Annotated in this window: 16 protein-coding genes and 2 pseudogenes; 11 read left to right on the top strand and 7 right to left on the bottom strand. The window is 70.4% G+C overall.

Features of this window, described 5'->3' with window-relative positions; translation table 11 throughout:
• Window positions 1-93 precede the first annotated feature (93 nt).
• The 3 genes from OG622_RS47800 (at window position 94) to OG622_RS47790 (ending at window position 3,355) form a co-directional block, all read left to right on the top strand.
• Complete coding sequence (locus OG622_RS47800; RefSeq protein WP_371583533.1) at window positions 94-996, top strand: UTP--glucose-1-phosphate uridylyltransferase; 903 nt, start codon at window positions 94-96, stop codon at window positions 994-996.
• A gap of 577 nt (window positions 997-1,573) precedes the next feature.
• Complete coding sequence (locus tag OG622_RS47795; protein WP_371583531.1) at window positions 1,574-2,650, top strand: glycoside hydrolase family 5 protein; 1,077 nt, start codon at window positions 1,574-1,576, stop codon at window positions 2,648-2,650.
• Between the two features lie 156 nt (window positions 2,651-2,806).
• Entirely contained in the window at window positions 2,807-3,355 is a 549-nt protein-coding gene (locus OG622_RS47790) for a cytochrome b (RefSeq protein WP_371583529.1), read from the top strand.
• A 27-nt stretch (window positions 3,356-3,382) separates the two neighbouring features.
• Here the strand turns inward: OG622_RS47790 and OG622_RS47785 are convergent, their stop codons facing one another.
• The 3 genes from OG622_RS47785 to OG622_RS47775 form a co-directional block, all read right to left on the bottom strand.
• Window positions 3,383-3,547, bottom strand: coding sequence for a hypothetical protein (locus OG622_RS47785; RefSeq protein WP_371583527.1), 165 nt, complete (start codon window positions 3,545-3,547; stop codon window positions 3,383-3,385).
• 36 nt (window positions 3,548-3,583) lie between these two features.
• Window positions 3,584-5,182 carry a long-chain fatty acid--CoA ligase gene (locus OG622_RS47780; protein ID WP_371583525.1) on the bottom strand — a complete coding sequence of 533 codons (1,599 nt, stop codon included), beginning with the start codon at window positions 5,180-5,182 and terminating at the stop codon, window positions 3,584-3,586.
• Between the two features lie 287 nt (window positions 5,183-5,469).
• A complete protein-coding gene (locus tag OG622_RS47775; RefSeq protein WP_371583523.1) occupies window positions 5,470-6,801 on the bottom strand; it encodes a cytochrome P450 in 1,332 nt (443 codons plus the stop codon).
• Window positions 6,802-7,057: 256 nt separating this feature from the next.
• On the opposite strand from OG622_RS47775, the gene OG622_RS47770 reads away from it, so the two are divergent.
• The 3 genes from OG622_RS47770 (at window position 7,058) to OG622_RS47760 (ending at window position 10,270) form a co-directional block, all read left to right on the top strand.
• Window positions 7,058-7,783: a DinB family protein gene (locus OG622_RS47770; RefSeq protein ID WP_371583521.1), complete on the top strand. Its 726-nt coding sequence runs from the start codon at window positions 7,058-7,060 to the stop codon at window positions 7,781-7,783.
• A gap of 63 nt (window positions 7,784-7,846) precedes the next feature.
• A complete protein-coding gene (locus OG622_RS47765; RefSeq protein ID WP_371583519.1) occupies window positions 7,847-9,091 on the top strand; it encodes a DUF2993 domain-containing protein in 1,245 nt (414 codons plus the stop codon).
• A gap of 135 nt (window positions 9,092-9,226) precedes the next feature.
• On the top strand, window positions 9,227-10,270 hold the full coding sequence (locus OG622_RS47760) for a glycoside hydrolase family 5 protein (protein WP_371583518.1): 1,044 nt from the start codon (window positions 9,227-9,229) through the stop codon (window positions 10,268-10,270).
• 424 nt (window positions 10,271-10,694) lie between these two features.
• Here OG622_RS47760 and OG622_RS47755 read toward each other — a convergent pair whose 3' ends face one another.
• Window positions 10,695-11,561, bottom strand: a complete 867-nt coding sequence (locus tag OG622_RS47755) for a LuxR C-terminal-related transcriptional regulator (RefSeq protein WP_371583516.1) — start codon at window positions 11,559-11,561, stop codon at window positions 10,695-10,697.
• A gap of 518 nt (window positions 11,562-12,079) precedes the next feature.
• On the opposite strand from OG622_RS47755, the gene OG622_RS47750 reads away from it, so the two are divergent.
• The 5 genes and pseudogenes from OG622_RS47750 to OG622_RS47730 form a co-directional block, all read left to right on the top strand.
• Entirely contained in the window at window positions 12,080-13,312 is a 1,233-nt protein-coding gene (locus OG622_RS47750) for an acyl-CoA dehydrogenase family protein (RefSeq protein WP_371583514.1), read from the top strand.
• A complete protein-coding gene (locus OG622_RS47745; RefSeq protein WP_371583512.1) occupies window positions 13,309-14,184 on the top strand; it encodes a hypothetical protein in 876 nt (291 codons plus the stop codon). Before OG622_RS47750 ends, OG622_RS47745 begins: the two co-directional genes overlap by 4 nt.
• A gap of 72 nt (window positions 14,185-14,256) precedes the next feature.
• The gene (locus OG622_RS47740; protein ID WP_371583510.1) at window positions 14,257-14,826 is read left to right on the top strand and encodes a nuclear transport factor 2 family protein; all 570 of its coding nucleotides are present in this window, start codon (window positions 14,257-14,259) and stop codon (window positions 14,824-14,826) included.
• A gap of 214 nt (window positions 14,827-15,040) precedes the next feature.
• Window positions 15,041-15,904 (top strand): response regulator transcription factor, encoded by an 864-nt coding sequence (locus tag OG622_RS47735; protein ID WP_371583509.1) that lies wholly within the window; start codon window positions 15,041-15,043, stop codon window positions 15,902-15,904.
• Window positions 15,905-16,159: 255 nt separating this feature from the next.
• A pseudogene (locus tag OG622_RS47730) lies at window positions 16,160-16,456 on the top strand (methyltransferase domain-containing protein); the annotation flags it as partial.
• Window positions 16,457-16,564: 108 nt separating this feature from the next.
• On the opposite strand, the gene OG622_RS47725 reads toward OG622_RS47730, so the two are convergent.
• The 3 genes and pseudogenes from OG622_RS47725 to OG622_RS47715 all read right to left on the bottom strand — a co-directional run bounded on the left by OG622_RS47725 (window position 16,565) and on the right by OG622_RS47715 (window position 18,419).
• Window positions 16,565-17,608: a 2-oxoglutarate and iron-dependent oxygenase domain-containing protein gene (locus tag OG622_RS47725; RefSeq protein ID WP_371583507.1), complete on the bottom strand. Its 1,044-nt coding sequence runs from the start codon at window positions 17,606-17,608 to the stop codon at window positions 16,565-16,567.
• 100 nt (window positions 17,609-17,708) lie between these two features.
• Window positions 17,709-17,852 (bottom strand): annotated as a pseudogene (locus tag OG622_RS47720) (DNA-binding response regulator); the annotation flags it as partial.
• A gap of 111 nt (window positions 17,853-17,963) precedes the next feature.
• Window positions 17,964-18,419 (bottom strand): SRPBCC domain-containing protein, encoded by a 456-nt coding sequence (locus OG622_RS47715; RefSeq protein WP_371583506.1) that lies wholly within the window; start codon window positions 18,417-18,419, stop codon window positions 17,964-17,966.
• Between the last annotated feature and the right edge of the window lie 48 nt (window positions 18,420-18,467).

Here is an 18,467-nt window from a genome sequence, read left to right as displayed (position 1 = left end):
CCTGAGTAGGCTTTCTCCAGGAGTCGCGCGACCGTGTGCGCCCGGGGCGTCGTACCAACCGGTACGGTGTGCCGCTCGACCAGGAGAGACGTGATGTCCCCGACGATTCGCAGGGCTGTGATCCCCGCCGCCGGCCTCGGTTCCCGTCTGCTGCCCCTGACGAAGGCGACGCCCAAGGAGATGCTCCCGGTCGGTGACAAGCCGGTCATCGAGCACACCGTGCGCGAGCTGGTGGACTCCGGCATCACGGACATCACCATCGTCGTCTCCGGCGGCAAGAGCCTCATCCAGGACCACTTCCGCCCCAACCCCGCCCTCGTCGCACAGCTGCGCGAAGACGGCAAGACCGCCTACGCGGACGCGGTGGAGGAGGTCGCGGAGCTGGCCCGCCGGGGCCACATCACCTACCTCGACCAGTACGGCCCGTACGGCAACGGCACCCCGGTGCTCAACGCCGCCCGCGCCTTCGGCGACGAGCCGGTGCTGGTGCTGTGGCCCGACGACGTCTTCGTGGCCGAGGTACCCCGCGCCCAGCAACTGATCCGCGCGTACGAGCAGACCGGCTGTCCGGTGCTGGCCCTCCTGCCGATGGACCCCACCGAATCCCAGCGCTACGGCGTTCCCATAGTCAAGGAAGACCTCGGTGACGGGCAGCTGCGCATCACCGGCCTGGTCGAGAAGCCCGAGCCCGCCGCCGCGCCCTCGTCGTACGCGGCCATCGGTGGTTATGTCGTCACCCCCGGCATCATCGACGAACTGCGCGAGCAGACCCGCCGCTGGTACGAGCACAGGACCGGCGAGGTCTACCTGACCGACGCCATCAACGCCTACGCCGCCACCCGCGCGGTGTACGGGCAGGTCATCAAGGGCCGCTGGTACGACACCGGCAACCCGGCCGACTACCTGGTCGCCCAGATGGCCTTCGCCCTCGCCCACCCGGAGTACGGCCCCCTCCTGCGCGGCCTGGTCAACGGCCTCGACACCACCGCGGACTAGGTGAGGGCCAGGGCCTGACCTGGCCCTGTTGGGCTCGGCGGTCGGGCACGGCGTCGACTCGGCGGTTGACGCGGTGCGGCCATTCGCCGTACAGGAGCTGTGCGCGGGCCGTCTCCACGCGAAACTGGTCCCGTCGAGCCTCGCGATCGCCTCACGGTAGAGCCGCTGCGCGGCGCGTTCGTCCGTAACACCGGGCGTCGGGCGCGCATGTGACGCGTGAAGCAACCGCGCCACTGTGGCGACCGTGCCTCTGGGCCGGTGGGCGCCACATCGCCTCATCGTGCGGCGCTCCGCCGCTCATTCGTCTGTCCAGGGCGCAGGCGCGAGTCAGCGTGCAGGCGTCGGCGAACGAAGCGGGACCGATCGTCGCCCGACTCGGCCGGATCGACGTCGTTTTCGGCTTCCGGAGGAGTGGTCACCACCGCGACACGACACCGGGCGGTCTTGCCAGATCTCTTGCAAAGGTCCGGACCAACTGCTAATTCCCTTTCTATTAGGAAAGTTTCCTACCAGTTGGTGTCCCCCATGGATCGATCGACGACCGTCGATCGACTCCACCAACAGCCAGGAGTCCCCCATGAGATCGGCACGATACGTCCCGCTCGTCGCCGTGCTGCTCCTTCTCGGCCTCGTCCTGACGCCAGGAACCGCACAGGCCGGCCGCACGGCCCCCGCCCACCGGCCGGCAACTACCGCAAGCACCACCAAAGCCCCCTCGGCAGCCACACCGGTCGCAGCCAACGGACAGCTCGTCGTCTGCGGCACCAAGCTCTGCAACCAGCAAGGAAAAACGATCCAGCTCCGAGGGATGAGCACACACGGACTGCAGTGGTACAGCCAGTGCGTCACCAACGGCTCGCTCAACGCCCTCGCCACCGACTGGCGGGCCGACGTCCTGCGCATCTCCATGTACGTCCAGGAGGGCGGCTACGAGACCGATCCACGCCGCTTCACCGACCTCGTCCACTCCGCCATCGAGCAGGCCACGGCCCGCGGTATGTACGCCATCGTCGACTGGCACATGCTCGACCCTGGCGACCCGCACCAGAACCTCGCCCGCGCCAGGACGTTCTTCTCCGAGATCGCCCAGCGCCACCGCGACAAGAACAACCTGCTGTACGAGATCGCGAACGAGCCCAGCGGAGTGAGCTGGTCCCGCGTCAAGAGCTACGCCGAGCAGCTCATCCCCGCCATCAGGGCCAAGGACCCGAACACCCCGATCCTCATCGGCACCCGCGCCTGGTCCTCCCTCGGCGTGTCGGAGGGCTCCAACGAGTCCGAGGTGGTCAACAACCAGGTGAACGCGGCCAACATCATGTACACGTTCCACTTCTACGCGTACTCGCACCGGGACGAGTACCTCCAGACCCTGGCCCGCGCGGCCGACCGCATACCCGTCTTCGTCACCGAGTTCGGTACCCAGAACTACGCCGGTGAGGGCGCGAACGACTTCGCCATGTCGCAGCGTTATCTCGATCTGCTGGCGGCCAAGAAGATCAGCTGGGTCAACTGGAACTTCTCCGACGACGGTCGTACCGGCGCCGTCTTCAAGCCGGGGACATGCGCCAACGGCGGCTCGTGGACCGGCACGTCTTCCCTCAAGCCCGCGGGCGTCTGGATCCGTGACCGCATGAGGACACCGGACGACTTCTGACCGGCGGCGAAAGGCACGACGGGAGCCACCTACCGGCACGGGGGCGGCTCCCGTCGGCTTGCTCCACGGGCGCGCGTGCGGGCCCCGCCTTCACGTCGCCGTGTCGACGCTGGAAGTAGCCCAGCCATGGGGCATTTTGGAGGGATGTGTTCCCATGTGCGCAACGGTCCGCACGGCTATGGAATCGTCACGAAGACGCTCCACTGGGTGGTGTTCGTGGCCATCGTCGTGCAGTTCGCCGTGGGATACCTGCTCGACGTCGACGACGGCGGACGTGGCCGCGGACGTGGCCGCGGACGTGGTGAGGGCTCGGGCAGAGGACGAGGCCGTGGCAGGGGTGGGGAGGACGCGTACGAGCCCTTCGGTGACGACGCACTGCTCACCGTGCACGTCGTGCTGGGCGCCACCGTGCTCCTGCTCGGTGCCGCCCGCCTCGCCCGGCGGCTGGCCACGCCGCTGCCCCCGTGGGCGCCGACCCTCACCGCGGCGGAGCGACGCCTCGCACACCGCACCGAGACCACCTTGTACGCGGCCACATTCGCCGTCCCGGTCACCGGTGTCGCACTGGTGCTCTCCGGCGACGACCTGCTCGTCGTTCACATCGCGGCCCAAGCCGTCCTCTACGCGGCCCTCACAGCGCACGTCGGTCTGGTGCTCAAACACCAACTGATCGACCGCGACCACCTGTTGGGCCGCATGCTGTGAGTGGACCCGACGCCGATCGCCGGGTGGTCAGCTGCCCGGTCGGTGATCCAGGTCCAGGTCCAGGTCCAGGTCCAGGTCCAGGTCGGTGGCGGTAGCAGTCGTGGGGGCGGTGGCCCAGTCGGGTTCGGTAGCCAGCGGGCTCGGTTGTCGGTTCGCCCGGATCGACGAGCCGGCGGCGGCCGGTCGGCGCACGGACCCGCCTCCCCAACGTCCCCCGCGCGACGGTCGTCAGTTCTTCTCGTCGACCAGCCGCCGGACGCCGGCCTTGTCGAGCTTGCCGGAGGCGTTCCTCGGGACCGTCGGCACGATCGTCAGGCGCCGGGGCAGCTTGTAGCCGGCCAGCTTCCCCTCGGCGTACGCGTGGACGGCTTCCAGGGTGATCTCCGCCGTACCGTCCACGCTCATGACGGCCTGTACGGCCTCGCCCCACTGTTCGTCGGGGATGCCGACGACCGCGATGTCGACCACACCCGGCATGGGGGCCAGCGCTCGCTCGACCTCCGCCGGGTAGACGTTCTCGCCGCCGCTGATGACCATGTCCTTGAGCCGGTCGACGATGTACAGGCAGCCGTCCTCGTCGAGGTGACCGATGTCGCCCGAGTGGAACCAGCCCTCGTCGTCGAAGGCCGCACGGTTGGCCTCCGGGTTGTTCCAGTAGCCGGCGGTGACGTTGGGGCCGCGGACGACGATCTCCCCCGACCTCCCCGGCTCCAGGGGCGTGTTGGTGGCCGTGTCGACGACTCTGACCTCGGTGAACGGCATGGGGATGCCCGCGGAGCCGAGCTTGTCCAGGGTGCGTTCGACGGGCAGATGGGTGGCGAACGGGGCGGTCTCGGTCAGGCCCCACGCCTGCTGGAGCAGGACGCCGTGCTCGGCATACAGCTCGATCAGCGAGGGCGGTACCGGGGCGCCAGCGACCACGATCGACCGCAGGTGGCTCAGGTCCCGGTCGAACAGGCCGGGTTGTCTCGCCAGTGCGGCGAACATCTGGGGGACGCCGAACATGGAGTTGACCCGGTGGGTGACCAGGTCGTCGAGGCACGTGCGCGGGTCGAACCCGCGACTGATGACCACCGTGCCCCCGCGCACCAACGCGCGGAGCACGAAGCTGTTCAGGGCGCCGATGTGGAACAGCGGAGCGGCGGCGTACGTGACGTCGCCGCGGCGGGTGTCGAGTCGGAGCTCGACGTTCACCGCGTTCCAGAAGACGTTGCCGTGGGTGAGGACGACGCCCTTGGGTGTGCCGGTGGTGCCGGAGGTGAACATGAGGATCGCCGGGTCGTCGGCGGACCTGGCGGCGACGGAGGACGTGGGCACGGCGGCGGCGAGGAGCGGCGCCCAGGGCTCCCAGCCCGCCGCGCCGCCGGTCGGCACCTCGGGGTCGTCGTCCACCAGGAGGAAGCGCGCGAGGGCGGTCCTGTCGCGTACCTCGTCGGCGCTCTCCCGGTGCCCCTCCTCGCAGACGAGGGCGGTGGCGCCGCTGCGGACGAGTACGGCCTCCAACTCGGCTGCCACCAGGCGGAAGTTGACCGGGACGAAGACGGCCCCCAGCCGGTGGGCGGCCAGCAGCGTGACAAGAAAGGAGCTGCTGTTGAGGCCGAGGTGGGCGACCCGGTCCCCGTCCTCGATGCCGCCGTCGGCCAGGACGGTGGCCAGACGGGCGGCCCTGTCGTCGAGTTCGGCGTAGGTGAGGTCGCCGCCCGCGTAGCGGATGACGACGGAGTCGCCGTGGTATCGGGCGTTGTACGCGACGGCGGCGGCCGGGTTGAGGTCGACCCGCAGGCCCGAGTTGCGTGGGTGCGGTCTCGTCGCTTCAGGTGTGGTCACGAGCAGCTCCTCATCGAGCAACAGGGTTCGAGCGTCGGAGTCCGAGTGTCAGAGACTCGGGCGTCAGAGATCGAGTGTCACGCGGATCCGTGTTGGAGTCGCTCAGGGAGTCGAGGGCGGCGGGATGTCCGGGCCCTTCGTCGCGTACGACGCCGAGATCGAACGGTCGGCCAGTGCCGGGGCCAGGGCCTGGGGCCCGCGCGGGTCGGTGCTCATGCCGCCGCAGGCTACGCCGTTGTTCGCTTCGGCGCCTGACGGACGCCCGATGTCACGCCCCGCCGCCGCCTTCAACGGAGTGACGGTGCCAAGGTCGCGGGAGTGGGGCCGTCGGGGCGGACGGTGATGCCGTGCACCGCCTTCGTGGGGGCGGAGCGGAAGGCCGGGGTGTGGGCCGGCAGCAGGTGTTCGAGCAGGACGGTCGACTCGCGGAGCGCGAACTGCAGGCCCAGGCAGGCACGGGGGCCGATACCGAAGGGGAAATAGGCGCCCGGGTGGGTGGGCCGGCCGGCCGGGGTGGTGAAGCGCCGCGGGTCGAAGCGCTCCGGGTCCGGCCACAGCTCGGGATCGCGGTGGGTGAGGTACGGACAGACCAGGAGGTCGGTGCCCGCCTCGATGGTGTAGCCGGCGAGGGTGTCGTCCTCGGTGGCGTGGCGGGGCAGGAGCCAGGCGGACGGGTAGAACCGGAGCGTCTCGTGGACCAGGGCCTGGATGGCCTGCCTTCGCCCGGCCGAGCCCTCGGCACCGGCGGCGAGTGCCTGTTCGCGGGCGGCGGGGTGCCGGTCGAGGAGCAGGTAGAGCCAGGTCAGGGTGGTCGCGGTGGTCTCGTGTCCGGCTGCGAGCAGGGTGACGAACTCGTCACGGATCAGCCGGTCGGTGTACTCGGGGCGCTCGGTGGCGGCGTCGGTCAGGACGTGCAGCAGGCCCGGGCCGTGGGGGCCTGCCGCCCCGCCGCGGGCGGCCTCGATGGCGTGCCGGGCGACCGCGTCGATCCGGGCCATATCGGCGGCGACGGCGTCCCGGGCCTCCTCGGCGTCGGCGGGCAGGGTCGGAAGGGCGGCGCCCACGGTTTCCACCGCTGCCAGTTCGCGCTGGGTCGCGTCGTCGAGGGGGTGGCCGGTGAGGGAGCGCCAGATGGTGTCCAGGGCGAAGCGGCGCATCTCCTGGCCCACGTCGAAGGTCTGCCCGGTACGGGCGTAGACACCCCAACGTTCCGCGGTGGTCCGGGCGGCGGCGGTGATCCGCTCTTCGTAGCGGCGCATCCCGGTGCCGGTGAACTGGGACTGCAGCAAGCGGCGTTGCCCCTTCCACGCCGTGCCGGTGGCGGCCAGGAGACCGTCGCCGATCAGCAGACGGGCGCGGTGCGAACGCTTGACGTACCGCTCCGGCCGGCGGGCGAGCACGTGCTGCACCGCTGTCGGGTTCGTGACGAGGACCGTGGGCGCCGGGCCGAGGCGGAACGCCGCGACACCGCCGAGCCGTTCGCGTACCTGGGTCAGCAGCGCGACCAACTCGCCTCCCCCCGAACGCCACCGCTCCACCAGCCCCGGCTCTGCCTCGGGGACCGGTCGCCCCGTCTCGGGAGCGTTCGGAAGAGAGCCGGGACCGGCTTCGGTGTCCATGTGTCTTCCCCCTGATCGACGGCCGAGTCGGCCATGAACCGTTGAGCACGCGCAACACGCACAGCACGGACTGTACGGGAGCGGGCACAACCGGTGACAGTCGAGAGGGTCCGGAAGACCTGAAGGAGTGCCGTGGCGCTGGAGGAGCCGGGCCGTTTCACGGGCGGGTAATTCGGTCGCGTCCCGGGAGGTCAGCCATTAGCTTCCCGGCCTGAGCGCGGTGAGGCACGCGACGCGACGACGAAGGAGCCGGAGAATGGACACCGAGGGCGCGGGGACCGGCCGATTGGGCTTACTGCTTGACCAGTTCGACCAGGCCAGGGAGATGGCTCAGGTGCGGCTGACGGGGCTCGGCGACGAGGAGTACCTGTGGGAGCCGGTGCCGGGTTGCTGGTCGGTCCGGCACCGGGACCGGGCGACGACGCCCAGGGCGTTCGGGCCGGGCGAGTGGGTGCTCGACCTGGGTGCTCCGGACATCCCGGCGAGCGAGTACGCCGAGGTCGCCCGGCAGGCCGCCGATGGTATGACCGTCGCCAGGATCGCCGAGGACTGGAGTGTGAGCGTCGAGCGGGTCCAGCAGGTCCTCGCCCACGCCGGCGCACCGGAGCCCGACCGGACGCCGGTCACGACCATCGCGTGGCGACTGGCACACCTGCACGTCCAGTTCGCGGGCAGCTGGGAGTGGACCTTCGGCGAACGGCGGCAGGATCCGAAGCTGGCGGTCGACTTCACCCCGTCCGCCACCTCGGCGCTCGACCGGTTCTGGCCACTGATCGACCGATGGCGCGACAGCGTCGCCGGCGTCACCGACGAGCAACTCGACACGGTCGGCTTCTCGCAGTACCCGTACGGCTCCGCCCCGGACGACCCGTTCATCGGCGTCCTGGCGGGGGCCAACCTCGAATTCATCCACCACATGGCCGAAATCGCTTTGCTCCGCGACCTGTGGCGGGCCCGGTCCACCAGCGGATCGCGATCGTGAACTACATCGCATACCCGGGGTTCAGGTTGCGGGCAGGGGTAGGGCGCATGTTCGGATGAGACGATGCGCTCCCCCCACCGCACAGATCCGCATCAGCCTGCCCACGACCGCTCCGACGCGCCCCCCAACCCGTACGACGAACTCGGCACCCTCGATGACGCCCCACTGGAAGTGACCTCTCTGGAGGACTTCTTCGACGAGGGCGCCGCCGAGCGGCGGGACGAGCAGGAACCGGAGTGGACCCCGCCCGTCCATCGCCGCGGCGGCCGGCGTCGGCGTGGCCGTTTCGCCGGGCTGCCCCTCGCGGTGAAGGCGGTGGTGGGCGTGGTCGTCCTCGCCTCCTTCGTGGCCCTCGCCGACCGCTGGGCGCTGCTTTACGCCGAACACCGGGCCGCGGACGCCTTGGAGGAACGGCTGAATCTGGCCGCGGCACCCGAGGTGGAGATCGGCGGTTTCCCCTTCCTCACCCAACTCGCGGGTAAGCGGCTGGACTCGGTGCGGGTGACCGTGCCGGACGTGGCGGCCGACCGGGTGTCGCTGGCGAAGGTGTCGGCCACGGCCCACGACGTACGACTGGACGCCGACGGCCTCACCTCCGTGCGCGGCGCCCGCGTCCCCCGGCTCGACGGCGACGTGCTGCTGTCCTTCGCCGACCTCAACCGCGAACTCGGCGCGTCCCAGGTGACGTTCACCGGTGATGGCCGAAACCGGGTCCGGGCGCGCGGCACCCTGCCGGTCGCCGGGCGCGACCTGCGGCTGCGCGCCGAGGCCACGATCCGGCGGCAGGGCGAGCGGGGCATCGCCACACAGATCGGCGGCATGCGCCTGGACATCGGGGACCTGGCGACCTACCGCCCCGGCACGCGCGCCTCGGACGGCCTGCACCTGACGCCGAAGGCGTCCGCCGACCTCGCCCGGGAGACCCGTAGGGCGAAGGCGCTGCTGTCGGTCCCGGCGATCGTACGACGGCTGGGGGTGTCCGACGCGACCGCGCGCGAGGCCCTGGGTGACGACGGCAAGCTCGCCGAACTGACGGGCACACCGCGCTTCGCCGGCCGGGCCCAGGACCTCAACCTCATCGACCTGGCCCTGGACAACCCCGCCGTGCTGCGCGCCCTGGGCCTCGACCCCGACCTCCTCGACGCCCTGTCCCGGCTCACCCGCCCGGTCCTCGCCGACCGGCTGTCCCTGTCCTTCGAGCTGCCGGAGCCGGAGCGCGGGACCATGCGGTTGCGGGACGTCCGCGTGGAGGAGGACGGCATCCGGGTGCGCCTCTCCGGGTCGGAACTGGCCGTGGGTGGCTCGTAGTTCTGCTTTCTTGATGAAATTTGGTGTGCAGATGTGTTGACCTCTGTTCGAGACCTCTTCTACTTTGCGGGAGTTACAGAGCCGCCTACCCGCACCTCGGGGTTTCGCGGACGCAACTGCCCTGAAAGGGATCTGGTGCCACTAAAGAACCATCGCGGGACAGCCTGCCTCGCAGCGTCGCTGGCCGGCGTCACGGCATTCGGCGGAGTCATCGCCTCCCCCGCGTCCGCCTCCCCCGCAGCCGCCGCCTCCCGCCATTCCTCGCCGCCGCCCGTCAGCGACTTCCGCGGCGTCAACTGGGCCGACCCCCGCGACAACTACGCCGACGACGCGGTCGTACCCTCGGGCCTGTCGACCACCGACAGTTACGCCACGACCTACGCCAAGTCCCGGGCGATCATCGGCGGGTTCTCCAAGCTCGGCGCCAACACGGTCCGGCTCCCGGTCAACCCCACGTCCGTGAACGGCCCCTTCTGGAAGTCGTACCGGGCCGCGATCGACGCCGCCACCGCCAAGGGCTTCAAGGTCATCCTGGGCTACTGGGAGGCCGACAACGCCAAGGACGGCAAGATCGACGACCAGGCCTCCTGGGACCGGATGTGGGGGCGGATCACCTCCGCCTACGGCCACAACTCCAAGGTGTACTTCGAGCCGATGAACGAGCCGTTCGGCTACACCTCCCAGGAGTGGCGCGACGTGGCCGCCCGCTGGCTGACCAAGCACCGCTCCATCCCCCGCGACCGGGTCCTCATCGGCGGGTTCAAGTACAGCGAGGACGTCAAGCCGGTGTGCGCCGACAGCCGGCTCGACGGCACCCGGATCGCCCTGCACAACTACGGCTTCTGGCACACCGACTGGACCAGCGTCGACCAGTGGAAGGCGGACTTCAAGGAGCGCATCGGCACCTGTGCCTCGCGCACGATCCTCGACGAGTTCGGCGCTTCCATGACGACCGGCCTGGACTACAACGGCCCGGTCAACGGCTCCAACGAGGTCGCCTACATCCAGGCCGCGACCGACGTCATCCGGGAGTTGCGCCTCGGCTCGGTCTACTGGCCCGGCCTGCGCAACGGTGACACCTACTCCCTCACCACCCTCCAGGGCACGGGCACCCGCCTCAGCCTGAAGGTCAACAACCAGAGCGGGCTCGACCGCCTGCACTGGGCGTGGAAGAAGTAGCGGCGACACGACGGCCGCGATGACTCCTTCCGGGTCCGGCGCCTCGGCGCGGCCGAACCCGGAAGGAAGCCGTCACCAGGCCCCCACTCGGCCGACAGCAGGTCCGGGTGGGTTTCCGGGTCGCCCAAAGGCCCTTCAACGCCACGCAGTTGACGGCAAGTACTCACGTCGCGCTCCGCTGTGCTCACCCCCGTTCGAACGAGCGACGACACCGGCGGGCATCAGCCCTCCGGGAAGGAAACGTCAGCGAGCGCGTGACACCCGGAGGCGGCGCCGACCGGACGGCGACGCGTTCACAGCGCGGCTCGGAACGGCTGATCGCCGGGCGGTATCTGCTCCACGAAGTTCTCGGCAGAGGCGGCATGGGCACGGTCCGGCGCGGTAGGCCGCATCGCCCGGCCAACGCGGTGAAGATGGGCCCGGATCATGACAGAAGTCCCGCGCGCCGCGCCGCGGTGACCGCTTCGAAGCGGGTGGTGGTGCCGAGTTTGCGCATGACCGAGCGCAGGTAACCCTTCACGGTCTCCAGGCCGATGTCGAGCCGGTCGGAGATGTCGAGGTTGGTGCAGCCCCCGGCGACCGCGGTGAGGACGTCGAGTTCGCGTGGCGACAATCGCGCCGACGTCTCCGGTGACGGTTCCTCGGCCCCCTCGGCGCAGCAGCCCTGTTCCAGCAGACTGCACACCTCGTGGAAACGCTCCTTGAGGTGTCCGTCATCGAGCGTCGCGGTGAAGTCCAGCAGGTCGGTGTGGGCCTCGTGGACGCGTTCCAGGGCGGCGCCGTCACGGGGCGCGGTGCTGTCGCGTACGGCTCGGGCCTCCGACAGCAGCCGGTGGACCTGTTCATGAGCCGCGAGGAACTGCTCCAGGTCGCGCGCCGCCTGCGTCAGCGCCGTCCGCACCCGGTCGCCGAGACGTACCGCCTCACGCGATCCCACGAAGAGAACGGCCCGGACGGCGGTTCCCACGATCACGGGTGCCGCCGCCATCGCCCGTACCCCCTCGGCCGCGACGAAGGAGTCGTACTCGTGGCTGATCCGCTGGGCCGACCGGTAGTCGCTCACCGCGGCCGGCCGGCTGGTCGTGAGCACCTTGCCGATCAGCCCGGCCCCCGCCGGCACGGACAGCCCCCGGCGGTCCCGTGACCTCACCCCGCTCGTCTCGCCGATCCGCAGCTGCCCCGGGCCGACGACCCAGGCCGCCCCGGCGACGGGCATCCCACTCTCCCTGCGCAGCGCCAGCACCGCGGCGCGGGCGGCGGCGGCCTCTTCGCTGTCTTCCGCGGGTAACACGACCGGGTCGACTCCTAACCTGACCGACAGTGGGGCGCGTCGCTGCGGTCGAGGAGCGCGGGATCGGCTGCCCGGTCAGGGCAGCCGGGCCTCGTCCGGCGCTGCCACGGCCGACGCCCCCGTCGTCAGGAGAACAGTTCTGCAAGCTGCTCGACCGCGTCAAGAGCACACAGCTGAAACATAGTTGATGGTGCGTCAGTTCCACAGGAGGTGACACGTGCACGCACAGTGGAGCGATCGGATCCCGCGACGGCCCGAGTCACCGACGACTCTGTTTTGACCCGGTATGCAGAGATCCGTTACCTGCGCTTTACCCTCAGACGGGGGTAGCTGGGCGGGCCCGGTCTACCTCATGGTGGTGCCACAAGCCGCTCCCGGCTCCGGCCGGACCGGGTGCGCGCCCTCTTCTTCTCCCTCTCCCCCCTCCTCTCCCTCCACCGACTCAAGGCCCGCCGGACACCGGGCCGTTGTGTACCCCCCCCAGCAGGTCCGAGCTTGCGCGCGCAGAGAGGCGCCCCATGGACTTCTCTTACTCTCCACGTCTCGCGGAACTCAGAGAAAGCGCTGTCGAACTCGCCCGGAAGATCGCGGTCTACGAAGACGAATGCGAGGCCGACAACGGTCTGGGCCCGGAGAGCAGAGCCGCCCTCCGGCGAACCGTGCTGGACAGTGGTCTGCAGGCGATGAACGCGCCGGTCGCCTGGGGAGGCGCAGGGCTGAGCTGGGTCGAGCAGGTGACCGTGGAAGAGGAGCTGGGAACGCTCACCAACGGCCTGTGGGCCGCCGTGTGGCGGCCGACCGCCGCCGCCCTGCTCGCCTGTACCCCGGAGCAGCGCGAGCGGTATCTCCTTCCGGAGAACCGGGGCGAGCGCTTCGGGGCCAGGGCCATCACCGAGCCGGATGCCGGCTCCGACCCCCGGCACATCGCCACCGTCGCGGAGCGCACCCTCGACGGGTACCGCATCACCGGTGAGAAGTGGTTCGTCACCATGGGGGACGTGGCGGACTACCTGATCGTTCTGGCGATCGTCCGCCCCGACGGGGCTCCCACCATGTTCCTCGTCGACAAGGACGCACCGGGCGTACGGCTGGTCGACACACCGCGCTACACCCACAACTTCGCCTACGAGCACCCGCACTTCGCCTTCGACCATGTGAAAGTGGGCCACGACGCCGTCCTCGGCGAGGTGGGCTTCGGGCTCGACCTCGTGCAGGCCACCTTCTTCGAGGAGCGGGTCCTGGTCGCGGCGCGCGCCGTGGGTGCCGCCGAGCGAGCGCTGCGGCTGGCGTCGGACTGGGCGCGCGAGCGGGTGCAGGGCGGACAGCCCATCATCAGGCACCAGTTGATCCAGGCCATGCTGGCGGACTCCGCCATCGACATCGCCGTGAACCGCATGCTGGTGTACCGGGTCGCGTGGGAGATCGACCGGGGCGGCGACCCCAGGACGCTCAACGCGCAGGTGGCCATGGCCAAGGTGTCGGCGACCGAGGCCGCCGGGCGGGTCGTCGACCGGGCGGTGCAGATCTTCGGCGGACGCGGCTACATGCGTGACAACCCGGTGGAGCGCCTCTACCGCGACACCCGCGTCGACCGGATCTGGATGGGCACCTCCGAGGTCCAACGGCTCATGGTCGCCGACGAGATCGACAAACGGGGACTGTCGGGCCTGCTGCACTTCTCCACGGCGCAGGCCGAGGAGGACGCACCGCACGAGACACGGGGCCCGCTCATGGAAGGGGCCTCTCGGTGAGCGCGCCGACGGTGACACCCCGGACCACGGCGCGGGCCCTGCACGACGTCATCGAGCCCTACCACGCGGTGCTCTACTACGCGCCCCAGGTTCAGGACGCGTTCCTGAAAATCGGGCTGAAGGGCACCTGGCGCGGCTACTTCGGCGGGCGTGCCGCTCCGCTGGGCCCGGCTCCGGCGGCCTTGGTCACCGCGCTCTTCCATCACTTCAAGCCGAGCCTGGTCGCCCGAGCGGTCACCTCCGTGTGGGAGACCGCGCTCCCCGACGACGTACTGGCCGCTCGGCTGGCCGGTGTGGACGCCGCGCTGCGCGCGCTGCTGGGCGACGCGGTCGACGGTCCGGAACTCGCCGAGGCCGCGTCGCTCGCGGCGGCCGCCGCTGCCGCGTGCGGCGCCCCCGGCCGTCCGCTCGGCGCCGCGAACGCCGTCCTCGCCCTCCCGGAGGCGCCCCACCTCGCGCTGTGGCAGGCGTCGACGACCCTGCGCGAGTACCGGGGCGACGGGCACGTCGCCGCCCTGACGCACGCCGGGTTCGACGGCGTCGAGGCGCTGGTGACGATCACCGCGGCGGGCGGCGAGGTCCGCGAGAGCATCCAGGCGCGCCGCGGATGGACCGACGAGGAGTGGGCCGAGGGCGAACGGCGACTCCGCGACCGCGGACTGCTGGACCCCGCCGGGGACCTCACCCCCGGGGGCCGCGCGGCCCGGGACGCCGTGGAGGCCCTCACCGACCGCTTCGCCTCGGCCCCCTGGAACGCCCTCGGCGCGCGGCGCGCACACCGGCTGTACGCACTCCTCCAGCCGATCGGCGAACGGATCATCCACAGCCTCGGCATCCCCCTGCCCGTGCCCGCGAAGACCCCGGGCGGCTGACCTCCGCGCCACGGTGGACGCTTACCCGCGGCCACGGAAAACGACAACTCCCACACCTTCCTGGCGGAACACGTGACCCATGTGAACGACCTGGGCGAACCACACGCCCCCACCCCCTCCCCCGATCCGATCGACGGCGACTTACCCGACCCGGTCGACGGCGGGCAGGACGTACGGGACCGGCCGAACCTGCGCCGGCCCGTCGACACGTACGCCTCCGCCCTGGACCGGCGGCACACGGAGCTGTTCGCGTCGCTCTTCTACGAGGGCGGCGAACTGGTCCTGAACCGTCCGCACGGCACCGGCCGTCCGCCCCTCGTGTTCGACGGGCGCGACGGCCGGCCGAGCGCGCGGTCCGTGCCGGAGTCGTACGTCGTGACCACACACTTCGTCGGTGACCACACGGTCCGACTGTCCGAGGACAGCGCCACCGGTGAGACGTACCGCCTGGCGCACGTACTCCATCCCGCCGAGGGCGCGGACCGGCTGCGGAGCCGCCGCTGTACCCCGAGTGGCTCGGCGGCCGTACCTTCCGCGCCGGCCGAGGCCGATCTGGTTCCGGCCTCCTGGCTCGCCGTCAACCCCCGGACAGGGAAACGGCTCCGTCTGCTCGACGAGCGACAGCCGCAGCCTCAGCCGTAGCGGCAGCGGCAGCGGCAGCCGTAGCCGTAGCCGTAGCCGTAGCCTCCGGAGGATCCTGAACCCCGTATTCCGGAGAGTCGCAAACCCCGTTTGCACGTACTCATTTACACACTCGTTCACAGCAGTCGCCACACAAGCACCACTCCCGCACAAAGCCCGCGCACGTCTCGGGCAGGGGGCGCGTTCCTGCCCCCAGGCAGATCGAGGAAGCCGCATGACAGTGAAATCACCCCCCGTTCCGGACGATGACCGCCATGTCAAACGGGGCATCCAGGCGTTACGGGACACCGCCGGCGTGGATCTCGCCTTCGGCGGTGTCGTGGTCAGGGGCCGGCACGCGCAGCTCACCGAGTTCACGGGCAACTCCACCAACGCCCTGTTCGGACTGACTCTCGGATTCGGCATGGGGCTCGGCGGGAAGGTGGTGGCCCTGCACCGCCCCATCGCCGTCAACGACTACGCGAACTCCAAGCAGATCAGCCACCACTACGACCTCATGGTCGCCGCGGAGGGCATCCATGCCGTCGTGGCGGCGCCCGTGGTGGTGAACCGGACGGTGCGGGCGGTCATGTACGGCGCGGTCCGCCGCTCCGTGGCCCTGGGCGACCGGACCGTCGACTCGGTCATGCGGGCCGCCCGCGGTCTGGAACAGAACCTGGCCGTGCGGGACGAGGTGATGCGCCGCCTCGACACCCTCAAAGAGCCCACGGTGACCACCGACCGGTCCGAGGGCCCCACGTCCCCCCGGTGGGAGACGATTCGCGAGGCATACGCGGAACTGCGCATCCTCACCCAGCAGCTCACGGACGACGAGCTGCGGGACCGGGTCATCGGAGTGTGCGACAAGCTGGCCGGCGCCGGAGTTCCCGCCTCCCACCCCCTCAGCACCCTCTCGTCGCGCGAACTCGATGTGCTGTCCTGCGTCGCGCTGGGGCGGACCAACACCGACGTGGCGGACGAACTCGGCCTGCGGGCCGAGACGGTGAAGAGCTATCTGCGCAGCGCCATGCGGAAGCTGGGCTGCCACACCCGGATGGAAACCGTCGTGACGGCCCGCCGTCTGGGCCTGCTGCCCTGAACACCGATCCGCGGGCGGCACGGAGGGGAGAGAACTCAGGACGAGAAGGCCGCACGTCTCTCCGACTGCTTCGACGACGTCGACTCGTCCGGTACGCCCGGGGACTTCATCGCCTGTCTCCGGAAGGCGGAGGAGAGCAAGAGCGGTCGGCTCGTGCGTGAGGCCACCTACCGCCCGCTCGGCAGCGCTGTGGGAGAGCACGCGGACATCGGTTGCGGAACCGGGCGCGTCGTCGCGTAGCTCTCCCGGCTCGGGAGCAACCTGGTCGGCGTCGACAGCAGTCAAACCATGGTCGACGCCGCCCTGACCCGGTTCCCGCACTGTCGGGTCGTCAGCGGCGACGCCTGCGATCTCCTCTTCGGCGACGGCGAGTTCGACTCCACGGTGCTGAGCTCCTGTTCCCCCGCACGACGAGAGCGGTCAAGGAGGCCTTCTGCTCGGCGATCCCGAACCCGCACGCGGGCACCCGCACGGCCGGCCATCTCACGGCGGCCTGATCATGCAGACACCGACACCACCTTCCTCGTGACCGCGGCCCGACGCAGGCCCTGATCGCGCTGTGCGAAGGCGGCGAAAGGCGCCGGAGCCGGTCGCCGCCCGGCAGTAGCCGGGCGGCTTCGCCGCGTACCGGGCCACGACACGGCCCGCCTCGGACGCGGTTCAGGCGTTGAGGGCCTCCTTGCGGAGGCGTTCGAGGACGGCGAGCCGGTCCTCCGCCTCTATGCGCGCGGTGGCGGTGCGTTCGGGGTAGCAGCGCATGAACATGTTGGTGAAGTGCGTGCCGTAGTGGATGAACTCGTCCGCCCCGCCCCCTTCCAGAGGTCGGGCGACGGCCTGGAAGGACGGCTCGTGGAAGTACGCGATGGTGTACCTCTCGCGGTCGGCCAGGCGCACCTTGTGCGGGGTGGAGAGGAGGGTTCCGCCGGTGATGAACTGCATGATGTCACCGGGGAAGACGGTGAACACCGAGGGGACCGGGGTGACGAAGGTCCAGGGCTCCTCGTTCTCGTACCGTCCGGCCATGGACTCGTCGGGCAGCCAGTTGCGGCCTCGCGACTCCCCCGGTACCGGGGGTCGGATGTAGAGGCCACCCACGTCGTCCTGGACCGCGATGACCAGCAGACCGTAGTCGGTGTGGGAGCCGATGCCCCGCTCGGAGGTGGCGTCCGCCTGCGGGAAGCGCAGGACCCGCATGTGGTGCCAGCCGTCCGCGGTGAGCTTCGTGAAGTGGTCCATGTCGTCCAGGCCGAGGCCCAGAGCGACCAGTCGGAGCAGGCGCTCGCCGATGTCGCCCACGGTGCCCAGGTAGTTCTTCATGGCGTCGGCGTACTGCTCGGAAGGCCAGGGAGCGGGGCCGTGACACGGCCACTTGTCGAGGACCCGGGCGTCGTCCTCGGGGATGTCGGGGCAGACGGTGAAGATCTCCGAGCCGTCCTTCTCCCCGGCCGTCTCCTCCTCCCCGGACGCGACGTACCCGCTGTAGGTGACGTCGGACACGTGCCCGGCCTTCTCCTTGAAGGGGCGGCCGAAGAAACCCCGGGAGGCTTCGAGGGCCCGCTCGGTGGCGGTTTCCTGTTCCGGCGTCGCCTGGATCTGGAAGATGCCGTCGCCCTGCCAGGCGGCGATCAGTGCCTGGCCGAGTGCCTTGTCCACGTCACTGCCGTCAACCGTGGGGGGCAGTACGAAGGTCTGCAGTTCTGTCATGTCCGTCACCCTGAACCGGACGCACTTAATCCACTACCCCCATCTGAGGGGACCGCCGCGTCACACTCAGTCACATCTGCTGCCTGATCAGGGAGTTCGAGTCACCGGTGCGGGCACGGTCGAGGTAGGTGCGGATGAGGGTGGTCGCGGCGCCCGGGTGGATCAAGGGTTCGTCGTGCGGGGCGGCGCGGCAGGCTTCGACGAGGTCGCGGTCGCGGTCGGCGGCCGACTTCGGGACGTTGCCCGGAGGCGTCGGCCTCGCCGCGCAGGGGAGTCTACCACGCACTCCTCCGCCGTCTTCCTGATCGGGTCCGGCGCGATCATCCTCTCCTCCGGGCACCGCGAACCTCGGTGCCTACGCCTCCACGAGCCGGGCCAGGTTGGCCAGCGCCATGCGTGTGCCCGTCTCGTTGTCGGCGGCCGGCACGGCGTCGGGAATGCCTTCGTGCACGATGAGGACATCGGTGCCGCCGTCCGCGTCGGTGAGCACGGTGGTGATCGTCATCGTGTCGCGCAGCGCGGGGTCCTCCGTCTCGAACCGGAGGACTTCGACCACCTCCGCATCGGGCACGAGCTTCGCGAAATGGCCGTGGTACGTGTCGGTGTGGGACGCCGACTTGCCGGTGCCGGTCGGCGCGTCGTAGGTGAGCGAGACCCGGAACCTGCCTCCCTCACGGGCGTCGAACTCGTGCACATGACTGCTCATCCCGTCCGGTACCCGCCATCGCGCGATCGCGTCCGCGTCGAGAAGCGCCCGGTACACGTCCGCGCGTGCGGCGTTCACATGTCCGGAGACCCGCGTCGAGTACATGGAGCCAACGTAGCCTGCGGGCTCACTGGCGTTCGGGCAGCGCCGCCG

Source organism: Streptomyces sp. NBC_01314, assembly GCF_041435215.1.
GTDB lineage: Bacteria > Actinomycetota > Actinomycetes > Streptomycetales > Streptomycetaceae > Streptomyces.
This window is presented reverse-complemented; position numbering and strand designations above follow the sequence as displayed.